This is a genomic window from Gracilimonas mengyeensis (assembly GCF_900182705.1).
Classification (GTDB): domain Bacteria; phylum Bacteroidota; class Rhodothermia; order Balneolales; family Balneolaceae; genus Gracilimonas; species Gracilimonas mengyeensis.
Genome location: NZ_FXTP01000001.1, coordinates 577457 through 594781, shown reverse-complemented (window position 1 = coordinate 594781; position 17325 = coordinate 577457). Strand labels below are relative to the sequence as shown.

Annotated in this window: 13 protein-coding genes; 11 read left to right on the top strand and 2 right to left on the bottom strand. The window is 44.6% G+C overall.

All coding sequences use genetic code 11. From position 1 onward, the window contains the following. Positions 1-252: 252 nt before the first annotated feature. From FN815_RS02375 to FN815_RS02350, 6 genes are all read left to right on the top strand, one after another. A complete protein-coding gene (locus FN815_RS02375) occupies positions 253-1602 on the top strand; it encodes a serine hydrolase domain-containing protein (protein WP_142452981.1) in 1350 nt (449 codons plus the stop codon). Positions 1603-2134: 532 nt separating this feature from the next. Beyond that, positions 2135-3466 (top strand): glucuronyl esterase domain-containing protein, encoded by a 1332-nt coding sequence (locus FN815_RS02370; RefSeq protein ID WP_142452980.1) that lies wholly within the window; start codon positions 2135-2137, stop codon positions 3464-3466. A gap of 70 nt (positions 3467-3536) precedes the next feature. Beyond that, positions 3537-6308: a beta-galactosidase GalB gene (gene galB, locus FN815_RS02365; RefSeq protein ID WP_221930215.1), complete on the top strand. Its 2772-nt coding sequence runs from the start codon at positions 3537-3539 to the stop codon at positions 6306-6308. Between the two features lie 488 nt (positions 6309-6796). Continuing rightward, positions 6797-8455, top strand: a complete 1659-nt coding sequence (locus FN815_RS02360; RefSeq protein WP_142452979.1) for a BamA/TamA family outer membrane protein — start codon at positions 6797-6799, stop codon at positions 8453-8455. A 148-nt stretch (positions 8456-8603) separates the two neighbouring features. After that, the gene (locus FN815_RS02355) at positions 8604-8822 is read left to right on the top strand and encodes a hypothetical protein (protein ID WP_142452978.1); all 219 of its coding nucleotides are present in this window, start codon (positions 8604-8606) and stop codon (positions 8820-8822) included. Beyond that, a complete protein-coding gene (locus FN815_RS02350; protein ID WP_142452977.1) occupies positions 8819-9088 on the top strand; it encodes a ParE family toxin-like protein in 270 nt (89 codons plus the stop codon). The genes FN815_RS02355 and FN815_RS02350 overlap by 4 nt, the downstream gene beginning before the upstream one ends. Positions 9089-9302: 214 nt before the next feature. On the opposite strand, the gene lnt is transcribed toward FN815_RS02350, so the two are convergent. Together lnt and rsmI are read right to left on the bottom strand one after the other, a co-directional pair. Continuing rightward, positions 9303-10844: an apolipoprotein N-acyltransferase gene (lnt, locus tag FN815_RS02345; protein ID WP_246075109.1), complete on the bottom strand. Its 1542-nt coding sequence runs from the start codon at positions 10842-10844 to the stop codon at positions 9303-9305. Then, positions 10841-11524 (bottom strand): 16S rRNA (cytidine(1402)-2'-O)-methyltransferase, encoded by a 684-nt coding sequence (gene rsmI / locus FN815_RS02340; protein ID WP_142452976.1) that lies wholly within the window; start codon positions 11522-11524, stop codon positions 10841-10843. Before rsmI ends, lnt begins: the two co-directional genes overlap by 4 nt. Before the next feature lie 322 nt (positions 11525-11846). Between rsmI and FN815_RS02335 the strand changes: the two genes are divergently transcribed. From FN815_RS02335 to FN815_RS02315, 5 genes are all read left to right on the top strand, one after another. Then, the gene (locus tag FN815_RS02335; RefSeq protein WP_185957139.1) at positions 11847-12404 is read left to right on the top strand and encodes an SCO family protein; all 558 of its coding nucleotides are present in this window, start codon (positions 11847-11849) and stop codon (positions 12402-12404) included. 57 nt (positions 12405-12461) lie between these two features. Beyond that, positions 12462-13970: a methyl-accepting chemotaxis protein gene (locus FN815_RS19195; RefSeq protein ID WP_185957138.1), complete on the top strand. Its 1509-nt coding sequence runs from the start codon at positions 12462-12464 to the stop codon at positions 13968-13970. Positions 13971-14147: 177 nt separating this feature from the next. Continuing rightward, positions 14148-14531: a VOC family protein gene (locus FN815_RS02325; protein ID WP_142452973.1), complete on the top strand. Its 384-nt coding sequence runs from the start codon at positions 14148-14150 to the stop codon at positions 14529-14531. 255 nt (positions 14532-14786) lie between these two features. After that, positions 14787-15701, top strand: a complete 915-nt coding sequence (locus FN815_RS02320) for a dockerin type I domain-containing protein (RefSeq protein ID WP_142452972.1) — start codon at positions 14787-14789, stop codon at positions 15699-15701. Between the two features lie 185 nt (positions 15702-15886). After that, complete coding sequence (locus FN815_RS02315; protein ID WP_142452971.1) at positions 15887-17260, top strand: acyclic terpene utilization AtuA family protein; 1374 nt, start codon at positions 15887-15889, stop codon at positions 17258-17260. Positions 17261-17325 lie beyond the last annotated feature (65 nt).

Here is a 17325-nt window from a genome sequence, read left to right as displayed (position 1 = left end):
CGGGAAGCGCTGGCAGGAGTTTGGAATTGCCAGGTATTCATAAACGGAAAAAGCCAAAATGACCAAGGTCGAAATACCAAAAATGGTTTTGTAGGTCTTCACCATGTCCTCTTGCTCTGGCGGACTTGTCCGTTTTGGAAAGAGAAAGGGGCCGGTAATCAATAAAAAAGACTTTGAATTCTGATAGTAACAAGAATCAAATCTGCACGTACCGGTGCTCGCATAATTTCCCAGAATATAATCCAATCATACATGAGATTAGTACAATACCTCTTTGCAGTATCCATTCTTTTTCTTTCAACGCTTAGTGCGACGGCCCAACAAACGAATGATTCTCCCGATTACGGTCAGCTATTGGAAGCCTATGAAGAAGTACATGGCTTCTCGGGCACCGTAAAAGTGGTGCTTGATGACGAAGAGGTGTTCCAACAAAGCTATGGACTAGCCAATCGAAGTTTTGAGATTCCCAACACGCCCACTACTCGTAATTCCATCAACTCTATCTCCAAAACCTTTACCGCCGTTGCAGTTCTGAAAATGGTACAAGCCGGAAAGATTGATTTGGACATTCCGATAGGAGCATACCTTTCTGGATTGACTGCTCCCTGGAAAGATCAGATTACCGTGCATCAATTGCTATCGCATACTTCAGGTTTGCCCCGTGAAGCGGGACTAAATGCCTGGGAGGAGCTCTTTTTTGAAGAGCAGGTGCGGAAAGTGAATGAACTGGAATTGCTTTTTGAGCCGGGTGAAGAATATCAGTATTCCAATGCCGGTTTCATTTTGTTAGGAGCTATTCTGGAAGCAGTTGGTGAGAAATCATACTCGGAGCTCATCACGGAAAATATTATTGAACCCCTTGGATTGGAAAATACGGGTGTGTACCAGGGACGTACCGTGGTAGCTCAACAGGCGGTACCATATACCCTGGGCGTTCACGGCATTGAAGAAGCGCAGCGCACCAAAATTATAGGTCCTACCGCCGGCGGTGGCTTGTATTCTACGCCGGATGATTTGTACCGGTTTATGCTGGCGCTGGAAAAAGGGGAGCTTTTGCCGGATACACTTCAGGCAAAGCTATTTGAAGCTCATGTACAAACGAGTGAGAACGAGGCAGAGGGCTATGCGTTTTCTATCAAGCAGTTTGGGGATGATACCATCCGGATGGCCGCCGGCAGCGGATATGGAACCAAAAGTGTGATGATCCGTGAGCCGGAACCGGGGCTGTTTATTGCCGTCGTGTCCAACTGGGGAAATACACCGGTGTTGGATATCCTGAGGGATTTATACCTGAGCAGTCTGGGACAGGATGTAACTCCGCCGGAATCCAAGCAGTTGGCTAATCCGGCTGAATATAAAGAGCATTTAGGGCTCTATCAGTTTGATCCCGAGCAGATGAAGACGTATTTGCAGATGGAATCAAGTCAGGTTCGACTTCGCAATGTGGATGGAAAGTTATTTATGAATGAAGAGGTATTGGCAAAACATGAGGATGGAACCTTGGGCCTGGCTTACACTCGAGAACTGGGTATTCATTTTGAAGCGAACAAGATGATCCTGATCATCAACGGAAATGAACTGGTTGGGGAGAAGGTGGAGTGAGAATTCCTCAACTTTAAATTTATTCGCCAAAAATCTTGCTAATCCTATAATCCTGTAAATCTTGGTTCAACTACATAATGTATGAACCGGGATGTGCAGCATTTCCAGGATTCACAAGGTTATGGAATTTTAAAAAGTCGCATAGCCACAAAAGAAAATAGCCCCGTCCTTAAGGGCGGGGATGAAGTTAAACAAAGCAAGAACCTCCGCCCGGTTGGGGGCAATGATTTTGAACGTAATCGGAGGTTGGGCTATATGTGTCAATGAAGGGCGTATGTGCACAGGATTTTGTTGACGAACATCGATAGGGATTATCAAAATAATAGAGGCAGAGCCTCCGGAAGGCATTGCGGATCAGAGTTCCGCAACGAGCAGAAAAGAAGACATTCTTTTATTTTGAGTTGAGATTTTTTCCTCAAACAAAGAACAAAAAGTGATCAATTTAGAGGGCAAAAAATCTTGTAAGTCTGTGGGAATTTTGGCATTATCAAACTGCGGATTTAAATAAACAAAAGCCTGACCCCCCTTCGTTATGAAGAAGCTTTGCTGCCTGCTGATTTTTTTAACGGGATTATACGGAAGTGTTTTCGCTCAATTTTCCCAACAAGCCCGCGATAGCCTGAATAAACTCAGCCGCGAATATCATCAGGCCATGATGGACAAATTGGGGATCTCTGAACTTAGACACGGTCCATCAGGCAATCCGGAAGCTCCGAATGCAGCCAATTCCAAAGAAGCTAATGTGCGCGAATATACACTGCCTGACCCGCTGGTTTTTGAAGATGGAACCAAGGTTGATAATGCACAAGACTGGCAGCGTCGGGAAGCTGAAATCAGAGAGCTGTTTAACCGCGAGATGTATGGCCGCCTGCCAGACAATATTCCTGAGGTGAATTGGGAAATCATTAATGAAGCGGACACGCTGGAAGGGGATTACCCGGTCACAGTAAAAACTTTACGAGGAGTGATAGATAACAGCTCATATCCTGAGATTGAGGTAGAAATCGATTTTACGCTCACGGTTCCCCAAAATGCTGAAAAGCCGGTACCCGCTATGATTCATTTTGGCTGGAACTGGCCGGAAGGATTTACGCCTCCAAGATCAGGGGAGGGACCCACCTGGAAGGAACAACTGCTTGAACAAGGCTGGGCATATGGAGAACTTATTCCCACGAGCTACCAGGCGGATAACGGAGCGGGACTTACAGAGGGCATTATCGGTCTCACCAATAAAGGAGAGCGCCGCGATCCTGAAGATTGGGGAACATTACGGGCATGGGCCTGGGGTGCCAGTCGAACGCTCGATTACCTGGAAACTGATTCGAATGTGGATGCGGATCGTGTGGGTATTGAAGGACTCTCGCGCTATGGAAAAGCGGCTATAGTTGCCATGGCCTATGAGCCGCGGTTAGCGATTGGTTTTATAGGATCCTCCGGGGCAGGCGGAACCAAAATATTAAGACGTAATTTGGGCGAACAAGTGGAGAATTTAGCCAGCTCTGCTGAGTACCATTGGTTTGCTGGAAATTTTATCAAGTATGCTGGACCGCTTACCGTGGACGACCTGCCAGTAGATGCCCATCAACTCATTGTCATTTGTGCAACCCGGCCAGTGTTTATAAGCGTTGGAGCCCCTGATGTTGAAGGCACCTGGGTGGATGCCAAAGGCATGTTTTTGGCCGGAGTGCACGCCAGCCCGGTGTATGAGCTTTTAGGCGCCGGTGGACTTCCAACCGATAACTTTCCGCCTTTAGGTGCCAATTTGGATGAAGGCGAGATCGCTTTTCGTCAGCACGAAGGCGGACATACCACAGGGCCAAACTGGTCTTACTTTATTGAGTATGCCCGATCTTATTTTGAATAAATGGCAGAAACTACTTTTTATATCAGACGGATAAATTTCAATAACAGATTTATTTATTAACCAGAAAAACATGAATCATTATTTAATGCAAAACTTGAAAGAAAGTACCTCCCGGTTTTTGTTAATAGCTGCTTTTGTAGGCCTTGTTACGGGCTTGATGGCTTGTCAAAATTCTACAGGCGATCAATCACCCCGCGAACGAATTTCTATTAATGACGGCTGGCGGTTTATGAAGTATGAATCAGCCGAAGATGCCGATAGCTTAATTTATGATGTGCGTCCCGAAATTGGGGAATATGATGATTCTCAGGATGCCGATACCAAACCTACGGAGGCTCAGGAGGTGGAGTCCTCAGACAAAGTATTGAAGCCCTGGATTATGCCATCCGGTAATGATTTTATCAAAGATCCGGCTAAGAGGTATGAGCGACCCGATGGAAATCCTGGCAGCGACTTCCCATTCGTACAGGCTGATTTTGACGACAGCAGCTGGGAGGCCGTGACCTTGCCCCATGACTGGGCCATTGAGGGACCTTTCTTTGAAGGGCCTGATGCCGAAGTAACCGGAGGTATGGGACGACTTCCAAGTCCTGGCGTAGCCTGGTATCGTAAAGATCTGGATATCCCGGCTTCTGACGCCGGCAAGTCTATTTTCTTGGATATCGACGGAGCGATGTCGTATTCTATGGTATGGTTGAATGGAAACCTGGTGGGAGGCTGGCCTTTTGGCTATGCATCGTATCGATTAGACTTGACCCCGTACGTAGAACCCGGTGGGGAAAACCAACTGGCTATCCGTTTGGATAATCCTCCAGAATCTTCCCGCTGGTATCCCGGTGGTGGATTGTACCGCAATGTGTGGCTGACCAAAACCGAGCCGGTGCATGTGGCGCAGTGGGGCACCTATATCACCACCCCTGAAGTTTCTGAAAAATCAGCTACCATAGATTTGGAAGTTACCATTGATAATGATTCTGATTCAGATCAAACGGCTGTAGCTGAAACTGAGGTTTACGAATTGGATGAAGAAGGAAACCGAAAAGGGGGAGCTGTTGCTCATTTTGATCCTTTTGAAACACAAGTTTCGGCAAATGGAAGTGCTAAAGTTTCAGGCTCACTTGTTTTAGAAAATCCAAAGTTATGGGGACCTGCACCAACTCAGACCCCAAACATGTATGAAGCCGTTACGACCATAAAAGTGAACGGCGAAATTGTGGATCAATATGAAACAGAGTTTGGGATTCGTACCATTGAGATGGATCCTGAACGTGGAGTGGTTGTAAATGGGGAACACATCCATTTAAAAGGGGTGAATTTACATCATGACTTAGGAGCTTTGGGCGCAGCGTTTAATACCCGAGCAGCTGAACGGCAGTTGGAGGTCATGCAGGAAATGGGGGTAAATGCTATCCGAACGGCGCATAACCCACCGGCACCCGAGCAGCTTGAATTGGCCGATCGCATGGGCTTGCTGGTAATTGATGAGAGCTTTGACGTTTGGGAGCGCAAGAAAACACCACTGGATTTCCACCTGATCTTCCCCGATTGGCACGAGCAGGACCTGAGAGCATTGGTTCGTCGGGATAAAAACCATCCCTCAGTAATTCTGTGGAGTACCGGCAATGAAGTGGGCGAGCAATACACTGGTCAGGACGGTGCCGACCTGGCGATGAAGCTTCGGAAAATCATGAAAGATGAAGATCCGACCCGCTTAACCACCGCTTCCATGAACTATGCCAAACCGCCTATGGAATTCCCCGATCCGGTGGAAGTGATCAGCTTGAATTACCAGGGAGAAGGAATCCGGAATGATGGGGAATATTCTCACTTAAGAGATCAGGGAATAACCACACCGCCATTGTATCCGTCCTTCAAAGAAACGTACCCGGATCGTGTGATTGTGAGCAGTGAAAACGCGGCCGCGGTAAGCAGCAGGGGAACGTATTTGTTTCCGGTAGTGGATGCGGTCAGTTCACCCATTAGTCCGGGCAAAGGCGGTAACCCGGAAACCGGTTATGTAAGTGCTTATGAATTATATACGGTAGATTTCGGCTCTTCGGCTGATAAAGTGTTCCGCTCGATTGATCAGCATCCATATGTGGCGGGTGGATTTGTATGGTCGGGTTGGGATTATATTGGAGAACCCACGCCTTATTATTCTTCCCGGAGTTCCTACTTTGGAACCGTGGATTTAGCGGGATTCAAAAAAGACCGCTTCTATATTTACCAGGCCCGCTGGCGACCGGATCATGCCATGGCACATATCTTCCCTCATTGGAACTGGCCGGGCCGCGAAGGGGAAGTTACACCCGTTCACGTGGCTACCTCCGGCGATGAAGCCGAATTGTTCTTAAATGGCGAATCGTTGGGACGAAAACAAAAGGGCGAATTTGAATATCGCTTGCGCTGGGATGATGTTACCTACGAACCCGGTGAACTGAAAGTAGTGGCCTATAAAGACGGCGAGAAGTGGGCAGAGGATGTAGTGGAAACCACGGGCAAAGCAAGTGTCTTAAATGCCACGGCAGATCGCAATGAAATTGCTGCTGACGGTAAAGACTTATCGTTCATCACTGTGAAAGTGGTGGATGAAGAGGGACGAACCGTACCCGTTGCCGATAATGAAATTACCTTCTCCATTGAAGGACCCGGTGAAATTGTAGCCACTGATAACGGTGATCCTACCAATTTTACGCCATTTCCCTCCAAAACCCGAAAAGCCTTTAATGGATTGGCTCTGGCTATTGTACGTGGTATCCCCGGTGAAACCGGAACCATTACTGTAACAGCTGAAGGCGAAGGGGTAGAAGGAACCACGGTAGAAATTACTACGGTGGATTAGTTTATCGTGCAGCTCAAGCCTTAACCATCGATCGGAAGGCTCCGTGGGTTCGGGGCAGGATGGTAAGTACATTTAGGAAAGCCAGCCGTCAGGTCGTTGAGGTGGGTTTATGTATCCCGGTCCGACGGCTCCAAGCCCTTCTGACCGATGGGTGGGTTCGAGCAATAAAGCTTTAGCAAACAGGCCCTAACTCTGTCTCTTTCCCTAAGGAACAAGTCCACGAGGGCAAGAGGACTTGGAGGTGAGTGTTTGGCTGAATGCTGCTTCTTAGCATTGGCCTTTATCTCTTTTCCTGAATTTACATACATCCCGCCACAAAAGTCCTAAAAACGTCTCCTTCCTTGGCGCACTTGTGCGTTAGGGAAGCCCCGAAATTCGGGGTAGAGTCAGGATGGGTTTTGGTGCTATAGACGAGATGCTTAAATCGCTTTGAAATGAAGCCCCAAAACCCACATGCAGCTCAGCAAAAAAGGATGTAGTTTAGAGGCATGTATTCAAAAATAAGCCACATCCTTTTGTTGCTATTTCTGCCTTTGCTGGTGTATGGCCAGCAATCTGAAGATTCTTTCCAGGTGATGCAGGATGGCAAAGTGCTTTCAGTTCCCGATTCGTTAATTACATCTCTGCAAGAAGATACCTCTGCAATACAGACCATGCTGCTCAAATGGTTTGCCTCGGAAGGTTATTTGAATGCTGATATTGAGTTGGTTGATGAACAAAGAGCTGAAGTTGCCAGAGGCTGCCGGTTTAGCCTCGAAGAACTAAGCATCAAATATTCAGGAATTGACAGCCTGCAGGTGATCTATCCGGATGAACCTTATTCTGACGCTTATCTCGAGGAGATTATTCAGCAAAAAATAAATGATTTGGTTAGCCAGGGATATGCTTTTGCCAAATCAACCATCACCCATTTCAATATAAAAGAAGCAGAATGCGAACTAACCGTAGCGATAGCTTTTGAGACCGGAAAACGAGCGGTAGTCTCGGATATCTATTTTACCGGGGCACAATCGAATTCTCGGGATTATCTGAGGAAGATTTCTCGTTTTAGGCCGGGGCAGCCCATCACCCCGTTATACCTTCGGCTTTTGAGAACCAACTTAATGGCCAGTGAATTATTCAGGAATGTGGGAGAAGGACAAGTGCTACTTCGAAATGGGGAACCGGTGTTGGTATTTGAGGTGCAGGAGCGCTCTCTAAACCAGTTTGATGGCCTGTTGGGCTATGTACCCGATGCCAGCGGGAACGGACAAATTGTGGGCGATGTGGAGCTATCCCTTTGGAATGTGCTGGCACAGGGCAACGGTTTAAACTTTCGATACCAGCGTCTTCGCCCGGAAACCAGTGAACTTGACCTGGGGGCTTCCCAGGACTGGATTGGCAACATTCCCATCGGCGTTTCTGCGGGTTTCCAGCTGTATCAAAATGATACTACCTATCAATCCCGCGAGTTTGTTCTGGATGGTTATTACCGGGTTTCGCCGGTCTTTCGGCTGACAGGAGGGATTTCGTTTCAGGCAACCACCTCAGGCTCCAATGTGCCGCTGGTAGTAGAACCAGACGGACAGAAACGAATCGCGCGTTTGGGTTTTGAGTATTCCAGCCTGGATAATCCGGATGTACCAACTACAGGTAATCGATTTGTTGTAAGTCTCGGTATTGCCAACAAGGATTTACAGGAAGATTCTACCGGAAGTTTTACACAAAATATGCTTTCAGCAGAGGCTTATAATTACTTTTCAATATTCGAAAATAGTGTGATTGCTACTTCACTTCACGGATTTTTCCTGGAGGCAGATAAAGTGACGATTAATGATTTGATGCGCTTTGGTGGGGCCAATTCATTGCGGGGATATGCGGAAGATCAATTCCGGGCGGGCACCATGTTGTGGGGAGATGTGGAGTATCGCTTTTTGATGAACCGGAGTTCCTACTTGTTTGCCTTTTGTGCTGCAGGTGGATACGAACGCCCCCGATTACTCACCGAAGAAACCAGCGATTTCGAAACTACGGATTATTTATACTCTACTGGCTTTGGGCTCAGTTATCAAACCCGCATCGGGCGGCTGACTTTCACCTATGCCATTTCTCCCGAACAAAGTCTTGCAAATGGAAAAGTACACTTTGGAATTCGGACGGAGTTGTGAATTTTTTATTGAAGCATGGATCTGAAAAAAGTAATGGCCGTTGCATTTTATTGGTATCTTAGAAATATTTCAATATTAATTGATTTCTGGTTACCTGGTTAATGACGCCTGATTTAATGTACATATAACTCACAAACCGGTATTTGTCATGAGTGAAACAATTGAAAAAGCTCTGAAAGAATTCTCTAATTTAGCAGATGATGAGAAAGAATCTTTTGCTGCATTTATCTTAGAGGAAATGAAAAGTGAAGAGAGATGGAATGAATTATATAAAAGCTCTCAAAAAACACTTACTAATGTAGCTGAAGAGGCCTTGAAAGAGTATGATGCTGGCAAAACGGATAAACTCGATACCAACAAGTTGTGATTTCTCATACAACTGGTGGATTTTGGGAGAATTATCAGAAATTACCTGAAGAGATAAAACAAAAGGCTCGGAAAGCCTATCAATTTTTTAAACAAGATCCTTCCCATCCAAGCCTGAGATTTAAAAAGATCATCGATAATCCAGACGTGTATTCTGTTAGAGTTAGTATGGATTATCGAGCTATTGGCGTTAAGAAAAATGATACTATGATTTGGTTTTGGATAGGTAATCATCATGATTATGAAGAGATGATTAAAAACCTGTAAGTGTTGTGTTTAACGTGTTTACCGGTTAAAAGAAAACATGAAAAAGTAAATCCTTAAAGCGTTTTTACAAACCGACTGGTGCAAGCGTCTCGCTTGTACCACTTCGTATATATCTGAGTTGTCTTATCCCAACAAACCACAAGCGAGACGCTTGTGGTAGGCAGGGGAATATTGATAACCGGTAAACGTGTTGTATTTAGATATATAGATAGCTCTAATCCCTTTCAAACCAAAAATACACCCAACTCAAAACAGTCAGTCCCAGAAGCAACATAGGCAGCCAGTCTCCAAAACGGGTATAGATGGTTTTGGTATCCCGGTTTTGGATGGTTTCCGTGAAGCCAGTGCGTACCCAGTAGTCTGTTTTTTGAATGATGGCGCCATTGGGAGCTATCACTCCTGAAATACCGTTGTTGGCGCTGCGGGCAATCCATCGATCGAATTCAATAGCACGCAGGCGGGCGTACGCAAAGTGTTGATGATGTCCGCTGGTGTTACCCCACCAGCCGTCGTTGGTTATGATGGTGAGGAAAGTGGCATCTTGGCGAACATATTCTCTTATCCAGGAAGGATAGACCGAGTCGTAACAGATAAGTCCGGGCGTCAAAAATGAATCACCGGAAAGCATATCTGGCGTGGTGCCTTTGCCAAAGCCTGCTATACTTCCCCAATCCACCCAATTGAAAACATCCAGCACCGAGAGGGTCTCTACAAATGGAATACGCTCTACGATGGGGACAAGGTTGGCTTTCTCGTAATCAGAGATGCTGCCATCAGCTTCCACAAATAGTGCGGCATTGAATATGTTGTATGGTTGACCGCGATAAGTGCCACGGTAGAGTTTTTCGGTAGAATCGGTATAGGTTTTGTAGAGACCGGTTCCCACCAGGAAGCCGGTGTTCCAGCTGCGGGCTGAATCGGCAATGCGGGCAGCGGTAGGTGAGTTGGTAAATATGTAGCCGTCAATGGCATTTTCGGGCCAGATAACCACATCGGTTTGCGGGGTGATGGTTCGTTCGGATAAAGCAAACAGGCTGTCGACCACTTCATTCAGGCCGCTCATCCCACCAAAATCCTGGTAAGAATCATGATTAGGCTGGATGATGGCTACTTCAACAGTATCATTTCCAAGATCTTCAGGGACTTCTTCATACATTAAAAAAGACCAGATGGGAAAGATCAAAAACACTCCGACTGCAGCGTAAAGCAGTCTTTTTTGTTGATGTTGAATAAACTGATAAGTGAGGGCCGAGGTTAACATCACCCAAAAAGAAATTCCCAAAAAGCCAGTTATGGATATGTATTGAATAATGCCCGTCCAGTTGGCCCAGGCATTGCCAATAGACAACCAGGTCCAGGCCAAATCCCATTGATGATGTAAGAACTCATAGCTCACCCAGGCGGCGGATTGTAGTACAGCAATTACTACCGGTGAATTGGACTTTTGGGCAAAGAATCGTCCCAGGCAAAGCGGGATGGTCATAATCACGCTGTTGGCCAGGATAGCAGCAATGCCTGCTGGCACGGTGGCCATCATTAGCCAATAGGTTCCAATGAGATTCCACACTACAAAGCCTGCATAACTGTAGTAGGCCAGTTGTTTATAAGAATCAGATGTATAGGAGAGATGAAAAAAAAGGATGAAAGCCGGAATGCTTAAAAAAGACAGATTGATGGGAGGGAAGCTCAATCCCAACAAAATGCCTGCAGCAATAGAAATTACCCAATTATTATCCAGCCACGCTTTCATGTTCATTCCGAATAGCCCTTGCCTGAAATTACCACCACTACTTCGCCTTTAATGGCGTCACGGTTTTCAAATTCGGTTTTCAACTCAGCAATAGTTCCACGGACTACTTCTTCAAACTTCTTGGTGAGTTCTCGCGCTACCGCTGCCAGACGTTCCGGTTCAAAGTGTTTTTCAATTTCTCCCAACAATTTCAGCAACCGGTTTGGACTTTCGTATATGATAATAGTTAATTCTTCCTCTGAAAGTTGTTTGAGGCGCTTTTGGCGTCCTTTCTTGTGGGGAAGAAATCCCTCAAAGATGTAACGGTCGCAGGGAAGTCCACTGGCGACTACGGCGGTTGTGGCGGCATCGGGTCCCGGGATAACGGTGACGTTGTGTCCGCCTTGCTTGGCTGCCCTTGTGGCCAAAAAGCCCGGATCAGATATGCCAGGCATGCCCGCGTCACTGATTAGCGCCACATCTTGATTGGCATCCAGGATGTTCATCAGGTGGCCGACTTTACGGTGTTCATTATGTTGGTGAAAAGAGAAGGTGGGTTTATCAATACCAAAATGTTGCAAAAGGTTGCCGGAAGTGCGGGTGTCTTCACAGGCTATATATTCTACAGATTTCAGGACTTCTACCGCTCGGGGCGAAAAATCCTGTAGGTTACCAATAGGGGTCGCAACAATATATAAGGTGGACACAGTTAAGAATGGGTTTATTAAAGGTGGACAAATATCCAATTCGACCAGCCAAAATACAAATGCTTTACCGTACTATCACGAAGTAATACAGGCTGTAAAGGTCAGGAGAGATTTTCGACAAAGGAATGAAATGAATTTCAGAACAGTTTAGCCTCTTTTAAAACATTAAAATTTTTTAATAAAAAGAATGGAATATGTACAGGCAGGGGCTTTCTTATTGTGATACAGTCAATTAGAGGTAGCAACAAGATAGGAGATGGGTGATTTTTCTAAGCTAAATCTTTTTTCGGCTCCCCCGATAACTCAGACAAACGAAAAGTGTATGAAAAAAATACTACCTCCCTTACTACTTACTGCTCTGTTGATACTGCCGGCTGTATTGTTTGCTGGATTATCATTTTTTGGGGAGCGGCACCCTTTGGAGAAAAGGGTAGTGGAAGGAGTACCTTTTCTGGAAAATTCCGGGAATCAGGTGGAGGTCGTTTTTTTTGGATATGCGGGCTGTTCGTTTATTTGTCCCAATGCCTTAATAAAAGCTGCAGGGGCAATGGATAGCCTTAGGACTGAACGCCCTGGAATTTCAGCAGGTATAACGTTTGTAGATATCAATGCTCAAACGCAGCTAAACCGGGCCGAGACCTATGGAAAATCATTCTCGAATGATATTCGCGGGATAAATACAGATGCAGAATTATTGGAAAAATTAAAAAAAGACTTCTCGCTCAGAATTAAATCTGACCCTGTCAATCCATACGATATTGACCACACGGATCATTTTTATATTCTGAATAAGAAAGAAGGTAAATGGCGAATAAGCCGGGTTTTAGCAAACATATCTGACAAAAAAACTTTAGAACACGCAATTATCAGCGCATTGTAGGTAACGGTATAAACAGGAATACATACAAAAATCACATTTAAGGAAGTAATGGAAACAATGAAACAGTTAACATGGATGGAAACCCTTTTTCCATCGTATAAAAATGATTTATCAGCCGGAGTACGGCAAAATTTGTACGCTACTTTTGTAGAGGCAGATCAGTTTATGCTAAAGTTGCTCCTATTTCACTGGGTAGCGGCATCAACCATAACGGCCTTTTTTTATAGCACCTATCTGCTCGGTTTTATTGGAGGTGGTATCATTTATGGAATTGCTTATGCATCCTACAAATCAAGCCCGGGAAGTGCGTGGAGCAGAGCTACGATGGGTGCGGCATTTATGGCCTTTTCCATGATCTTTATTCAACAGAACCTGGGGAAAATAGAAATGCACTTTCACATATTTGTAGCCATTGCATTTTTGATCCGTTACAAAGACATACTGCCATTAATTGCAGCTGGGACAACCATTGCAGTCCATCATGCGGTTTTTAATGCAGCCCAGATGTACGAATTTACCATTGCAGGTACGCCACTTATGGTGTTTGATTATGGTTGTGGATGGGGCATTGTAGCATTGCACGCTGTTTTTGTAATTATTGAAGTAGTGGCTTTTAGCAATATCATTCTGAATCTGACCAATGAATACTTAAATAATGCAGAAGTATTCGATATCATGGATGATTTGGATGATTCTGTGAATTATACCAGCCAGGCTGCAGATTTTATATCTGATTCAGGGCAACGCCTTGCCATGGACGCCCATGCAAATAGTGAGGCTGTTACAGAATCTAATCAGTCCATCAATATGATGAACCAAAAAATAGCCGATATGAACGACAAGACGGCATCGGTGAAGGGCAAAATGGAAACCATTTCATCCAACACGGCGGATATGAACTCTTCTATGGTTGAATTGAAAGACTCAAGCAATAAGATTTCATCCATCACTAACTTAATTGACAGCATTGCTTCACAAACCAATTTATTGGCTTTGAATGCTGCGGTAGAAGCAGCCCGAGCAGGTGAAGCAGGAGCCGGATTTGCGGTAGTTACGGAGGAAGTTCGCGTACTGGCCCAGAAAACAGCCGATGCAGCAAATCAAATTCGTGATATGATTACCGACAATCTCGAGAAAGCAGAGCAGGGAGTGGGTATTTCCGAAAAAATTAACCAGCAGATTGAGGAGCTCATGGACTGGATTGAAAATGTTCATCAGTCAAGCGGTGAACAAGTGGCCTACCTGGATGAGTTGAAACTCACTATTCAGAACATTGCCAATACAACCGAGAATACCTCAGAGATGGCAGAGAACAATGCCTCTACAGCTGAAGAACTACAAAGCCAGATTCACGTACTTAAAACTGCAATTCGAGATATCAATGCAAAAGTACAGAAGAACATAGGTTCACTCGATGGTATGGCTCTGGCAAATAACGTGTCAGCTACACAAAGCCATAACTACTCAACTCCAAGAAGGAATAATGGTGTAAGTAAATCACAGCAGTCTGCCCGCCGTTCTGGCAAACGCAGTGAACGAGAGGAAATGGAGTTACTCGATTTTTAATTAATTCTAAGGGTAAGATGTACGGTACCGGCCGCTTCCTAAAATAAAGGGAGCGGCTTTTTTTGTTAATAAATGACACCTACACTATCAGTTTCAAGTGAAGACTTTGGATTTTAAAAATCCGGTTGTATGTTTGGGCGGATAAATACTAAACCTGAATTAATCATCAAGCAACATATGGATTTTACACCATCCGGATTAAATCACATAACAATAAGAGTTAACCGCATTGACGCCTCCAAAGAGTTTTACGGGGATATTTTGGACTTGGAGTTGGTTAAGACCATGGGACAAAGTATGGCGGTGTATAAGATTGGCAAAGAAGACACCTTGGTGATTGTGGAAGCCGAAACAAGCTATGACCCAACCTCCCGCGATTTTCGGGTAGATCACTTTGGCTTTTACGTGGATGACCCCAAGAAAATTGATGAGCTGGCCAAATACTTCAGAGAAAAAGAAGTGACTATTATGAGCGGGCCGGCAAATCGTAAAAAAGGACGTTTTCTCTTTATTTCCGATCCCGATGGAAATATGATTGAATTCTTTTATGAGGAAGATTAGATAAAAGAGCGATACAAAAAAATTTATAGGATGGTTTCACGATAACTGTATCCTTGTCGCTTGTTTTTATCAATGCCAATTCCAAGTGGAATTGGCATTTTTTATATAAATAAATAGAAGAAAGAGAGTGTGTTAATGTATTTGAGCTTGAATTTTAATTGTATAAAAAAACTATAGTATCACGTGCAATATTGATGGATTTTTATGTGCAAAATTAGTTATTTAGCGATATATAAATAACAGAGCTTGCAGAGAATGATCATATATAAAATTTTTCGGGTGTTAGTAATTGGGATATTTTGTTTGGGCGAAGTGTTGGCACAATCTCCTGGAGGGGGTAATCCAGATTCTACTTTTATTTGTGGAGATGTAAACGGGGATGGAGAAGTAACGGGCAGGGATGGTAGTTTGATATCATGGTATGCGATAGGAGCTACCGAATGGTTTTTTGGTGAAATTGTAATAGAGGATACCTTAGCAGCAGATGTATCAGGAAATGGTGAGATTACAACGCTGGACGGTGTATTAGTATCTCAATATTTAAATGGGACCAGAGACACCTTAACCTGTAATAAAAATAATGAAGAGGATACACTGGGAGTCTCCGGGGTTAAGATGAGTCTGGTAGAAGTCATAGATTCATTGTTCGTTGTGGAGCTGGATTTAAATGACATGGTAGGTGATATCTATACTATTGAATTGAGATATCCTGAAAGAATGAATTTAGAAAAAGCTGAATACATGCCAACAGGAGTATATTATAGAGGAAATTCTGGAACCGATCCAAAAATTCATACGTTAATGAATTCCGGAGGAAAAAAGATTGATACACCGAGAATAATTTTTCATTACAAATACAAAGATAACCTCGATCCACCGGTTCATGCTACAATACGTTTCAATGAAAGTCCACCTCTACAGCTGAGTGAATTGGAATATGCCAGTAAGATTGGTCCGATTACGCTTAATGCAAATTATCCCAATCCTTTCAACCCTTCTACTTTAATCGGTTATTCCGTATTGGAAACAACAAATGTGCGGTTAGAGGTTTTTGACATTACAGGACGGAAAGTAAAAACATTGATCAGCCAGCGTCAAACCCCCGGAGTTTATGAAGTGTATTTCGATGGGGGGGGGGGCTTTCTTCCGGTACCTATATTTATCGTTTAGAGGCTGGGGGGACTATTAAAACCAAAACTATGACGCTCATTAAATAAAATCCATTTACACCCTTTAACCCTCATAAAATCGGTGTGCGTAGGGGTAGGCATTTCTAACAGGGGTTTTTAGTTTCAATGCACGGAAAATATCCCGATATTCAGCGCGAATTTCAGTTGTACTAACCGTGAAACTATATGAAAGATTTTATCCGCATTGCATCGGGTCAGGGATTTTGGGGCGATCTGCCAAACGCTCCCATTAACCAGGCAAAAAAGGGTCCGATTGATTATTTGGTGATGGATTACCTGGCTGAGGTAACCATGTCTATCATGCAGAAACAGAAAATGCGGAATGCCGACTGGGGTTATGCCCGGGACTTTGTACACGTGGTGGAGCAGGTGCTGCCAGAGATCAAAAATGACGGCATTAAAGTGATAAGCAACGCCGGCGGTGTAAATCCCTTGGCATGTAAGGATGAGATCCTAAAAGTAGCCAAAGAAAAAGGCTATACCGGACTAAAAGTAGCGGTTGTTGACGGTGATGACATCCTGCAAAATATTGATGAATTGGTAAAAGACGGTCACACTTTGGACAACATGGACGATGGACGTCCCATCACCGAAATTAAAGATGAACTTTTGAGTGCCAATGTGTATTTCGGATGTCGGCCTATTGTGAAAGCCTTGCAAGAAGGTGCCGATGTGATAATAACCGGCCGGGTCACCGATACGGGATTGACACTGGCTCCCATGATTTATGAATTTGGGTGGGATTTTGAAGATTTCGATAAGATGGCAGTGGGAACCATTGCCGGACATATTATTGAGTGTGGAGCGCAGGTTTCAGGAGGAAACTTTACAGATTGGGAAAAAGTGGAAGACTTCACCGATATTGGTTTCCCGATCATTGAAGCTCATCCCAACGGAGAGTTTTTTGTGACCAAGCACGAAAATACCGGCGGACTAGTGAGCGAGATGACGGTGAAGGAACAACTGCTGTATGAAATCGGCGATCCTTCGGAATATATTACTCCGGATGTAATTGCAGATTTCACCTCGGTGAAGGTAGAAGAAGCCGGTAAGAACCGGGTTAAAGTCACCGGCATCAAAGGTAAACCCGATACACCCACCTACAAAATATCAGCCAGTTACAACGATGGATATAAACTTTCTGCCACCTTGGTGTATTGTTGGCCAGGAGCTCTTAAAAAAGCAGTAAAAGGAGCTGAAATACTCGAGCAAAGAGCCAAAAAATTGGGTTTAAAGTTTGACGAATTTCACAAAGAGTATGTAGGTTATAATGGTAACACTGAAGTGCCGGTAACGGAGGAAGCCCTACAGCAAGAGTATGATGAAATTCAGATGCGGATCTCAGTTTCCGGACAAAGCAAGGAAGACCTGAACCGTTTTGGGATGGAGGTAGCACCACTTATACTCACCGGACCAAGTGGTGTGACCGGTTTTGCCGGAGGACGGCCCAAGGCCAGTGGAGTAGTAGCTTATTGGCCCGCACTGTTAGATAAAAAAGCAGTGCAGCCCCGGGTAACCCTTTTTGAAATTGAACAATAATAATCATGTATGTTGCACCTGGAGTCTTATCAGAGTTTCCAGGGGCAAGAATGGAAAATTTAGCG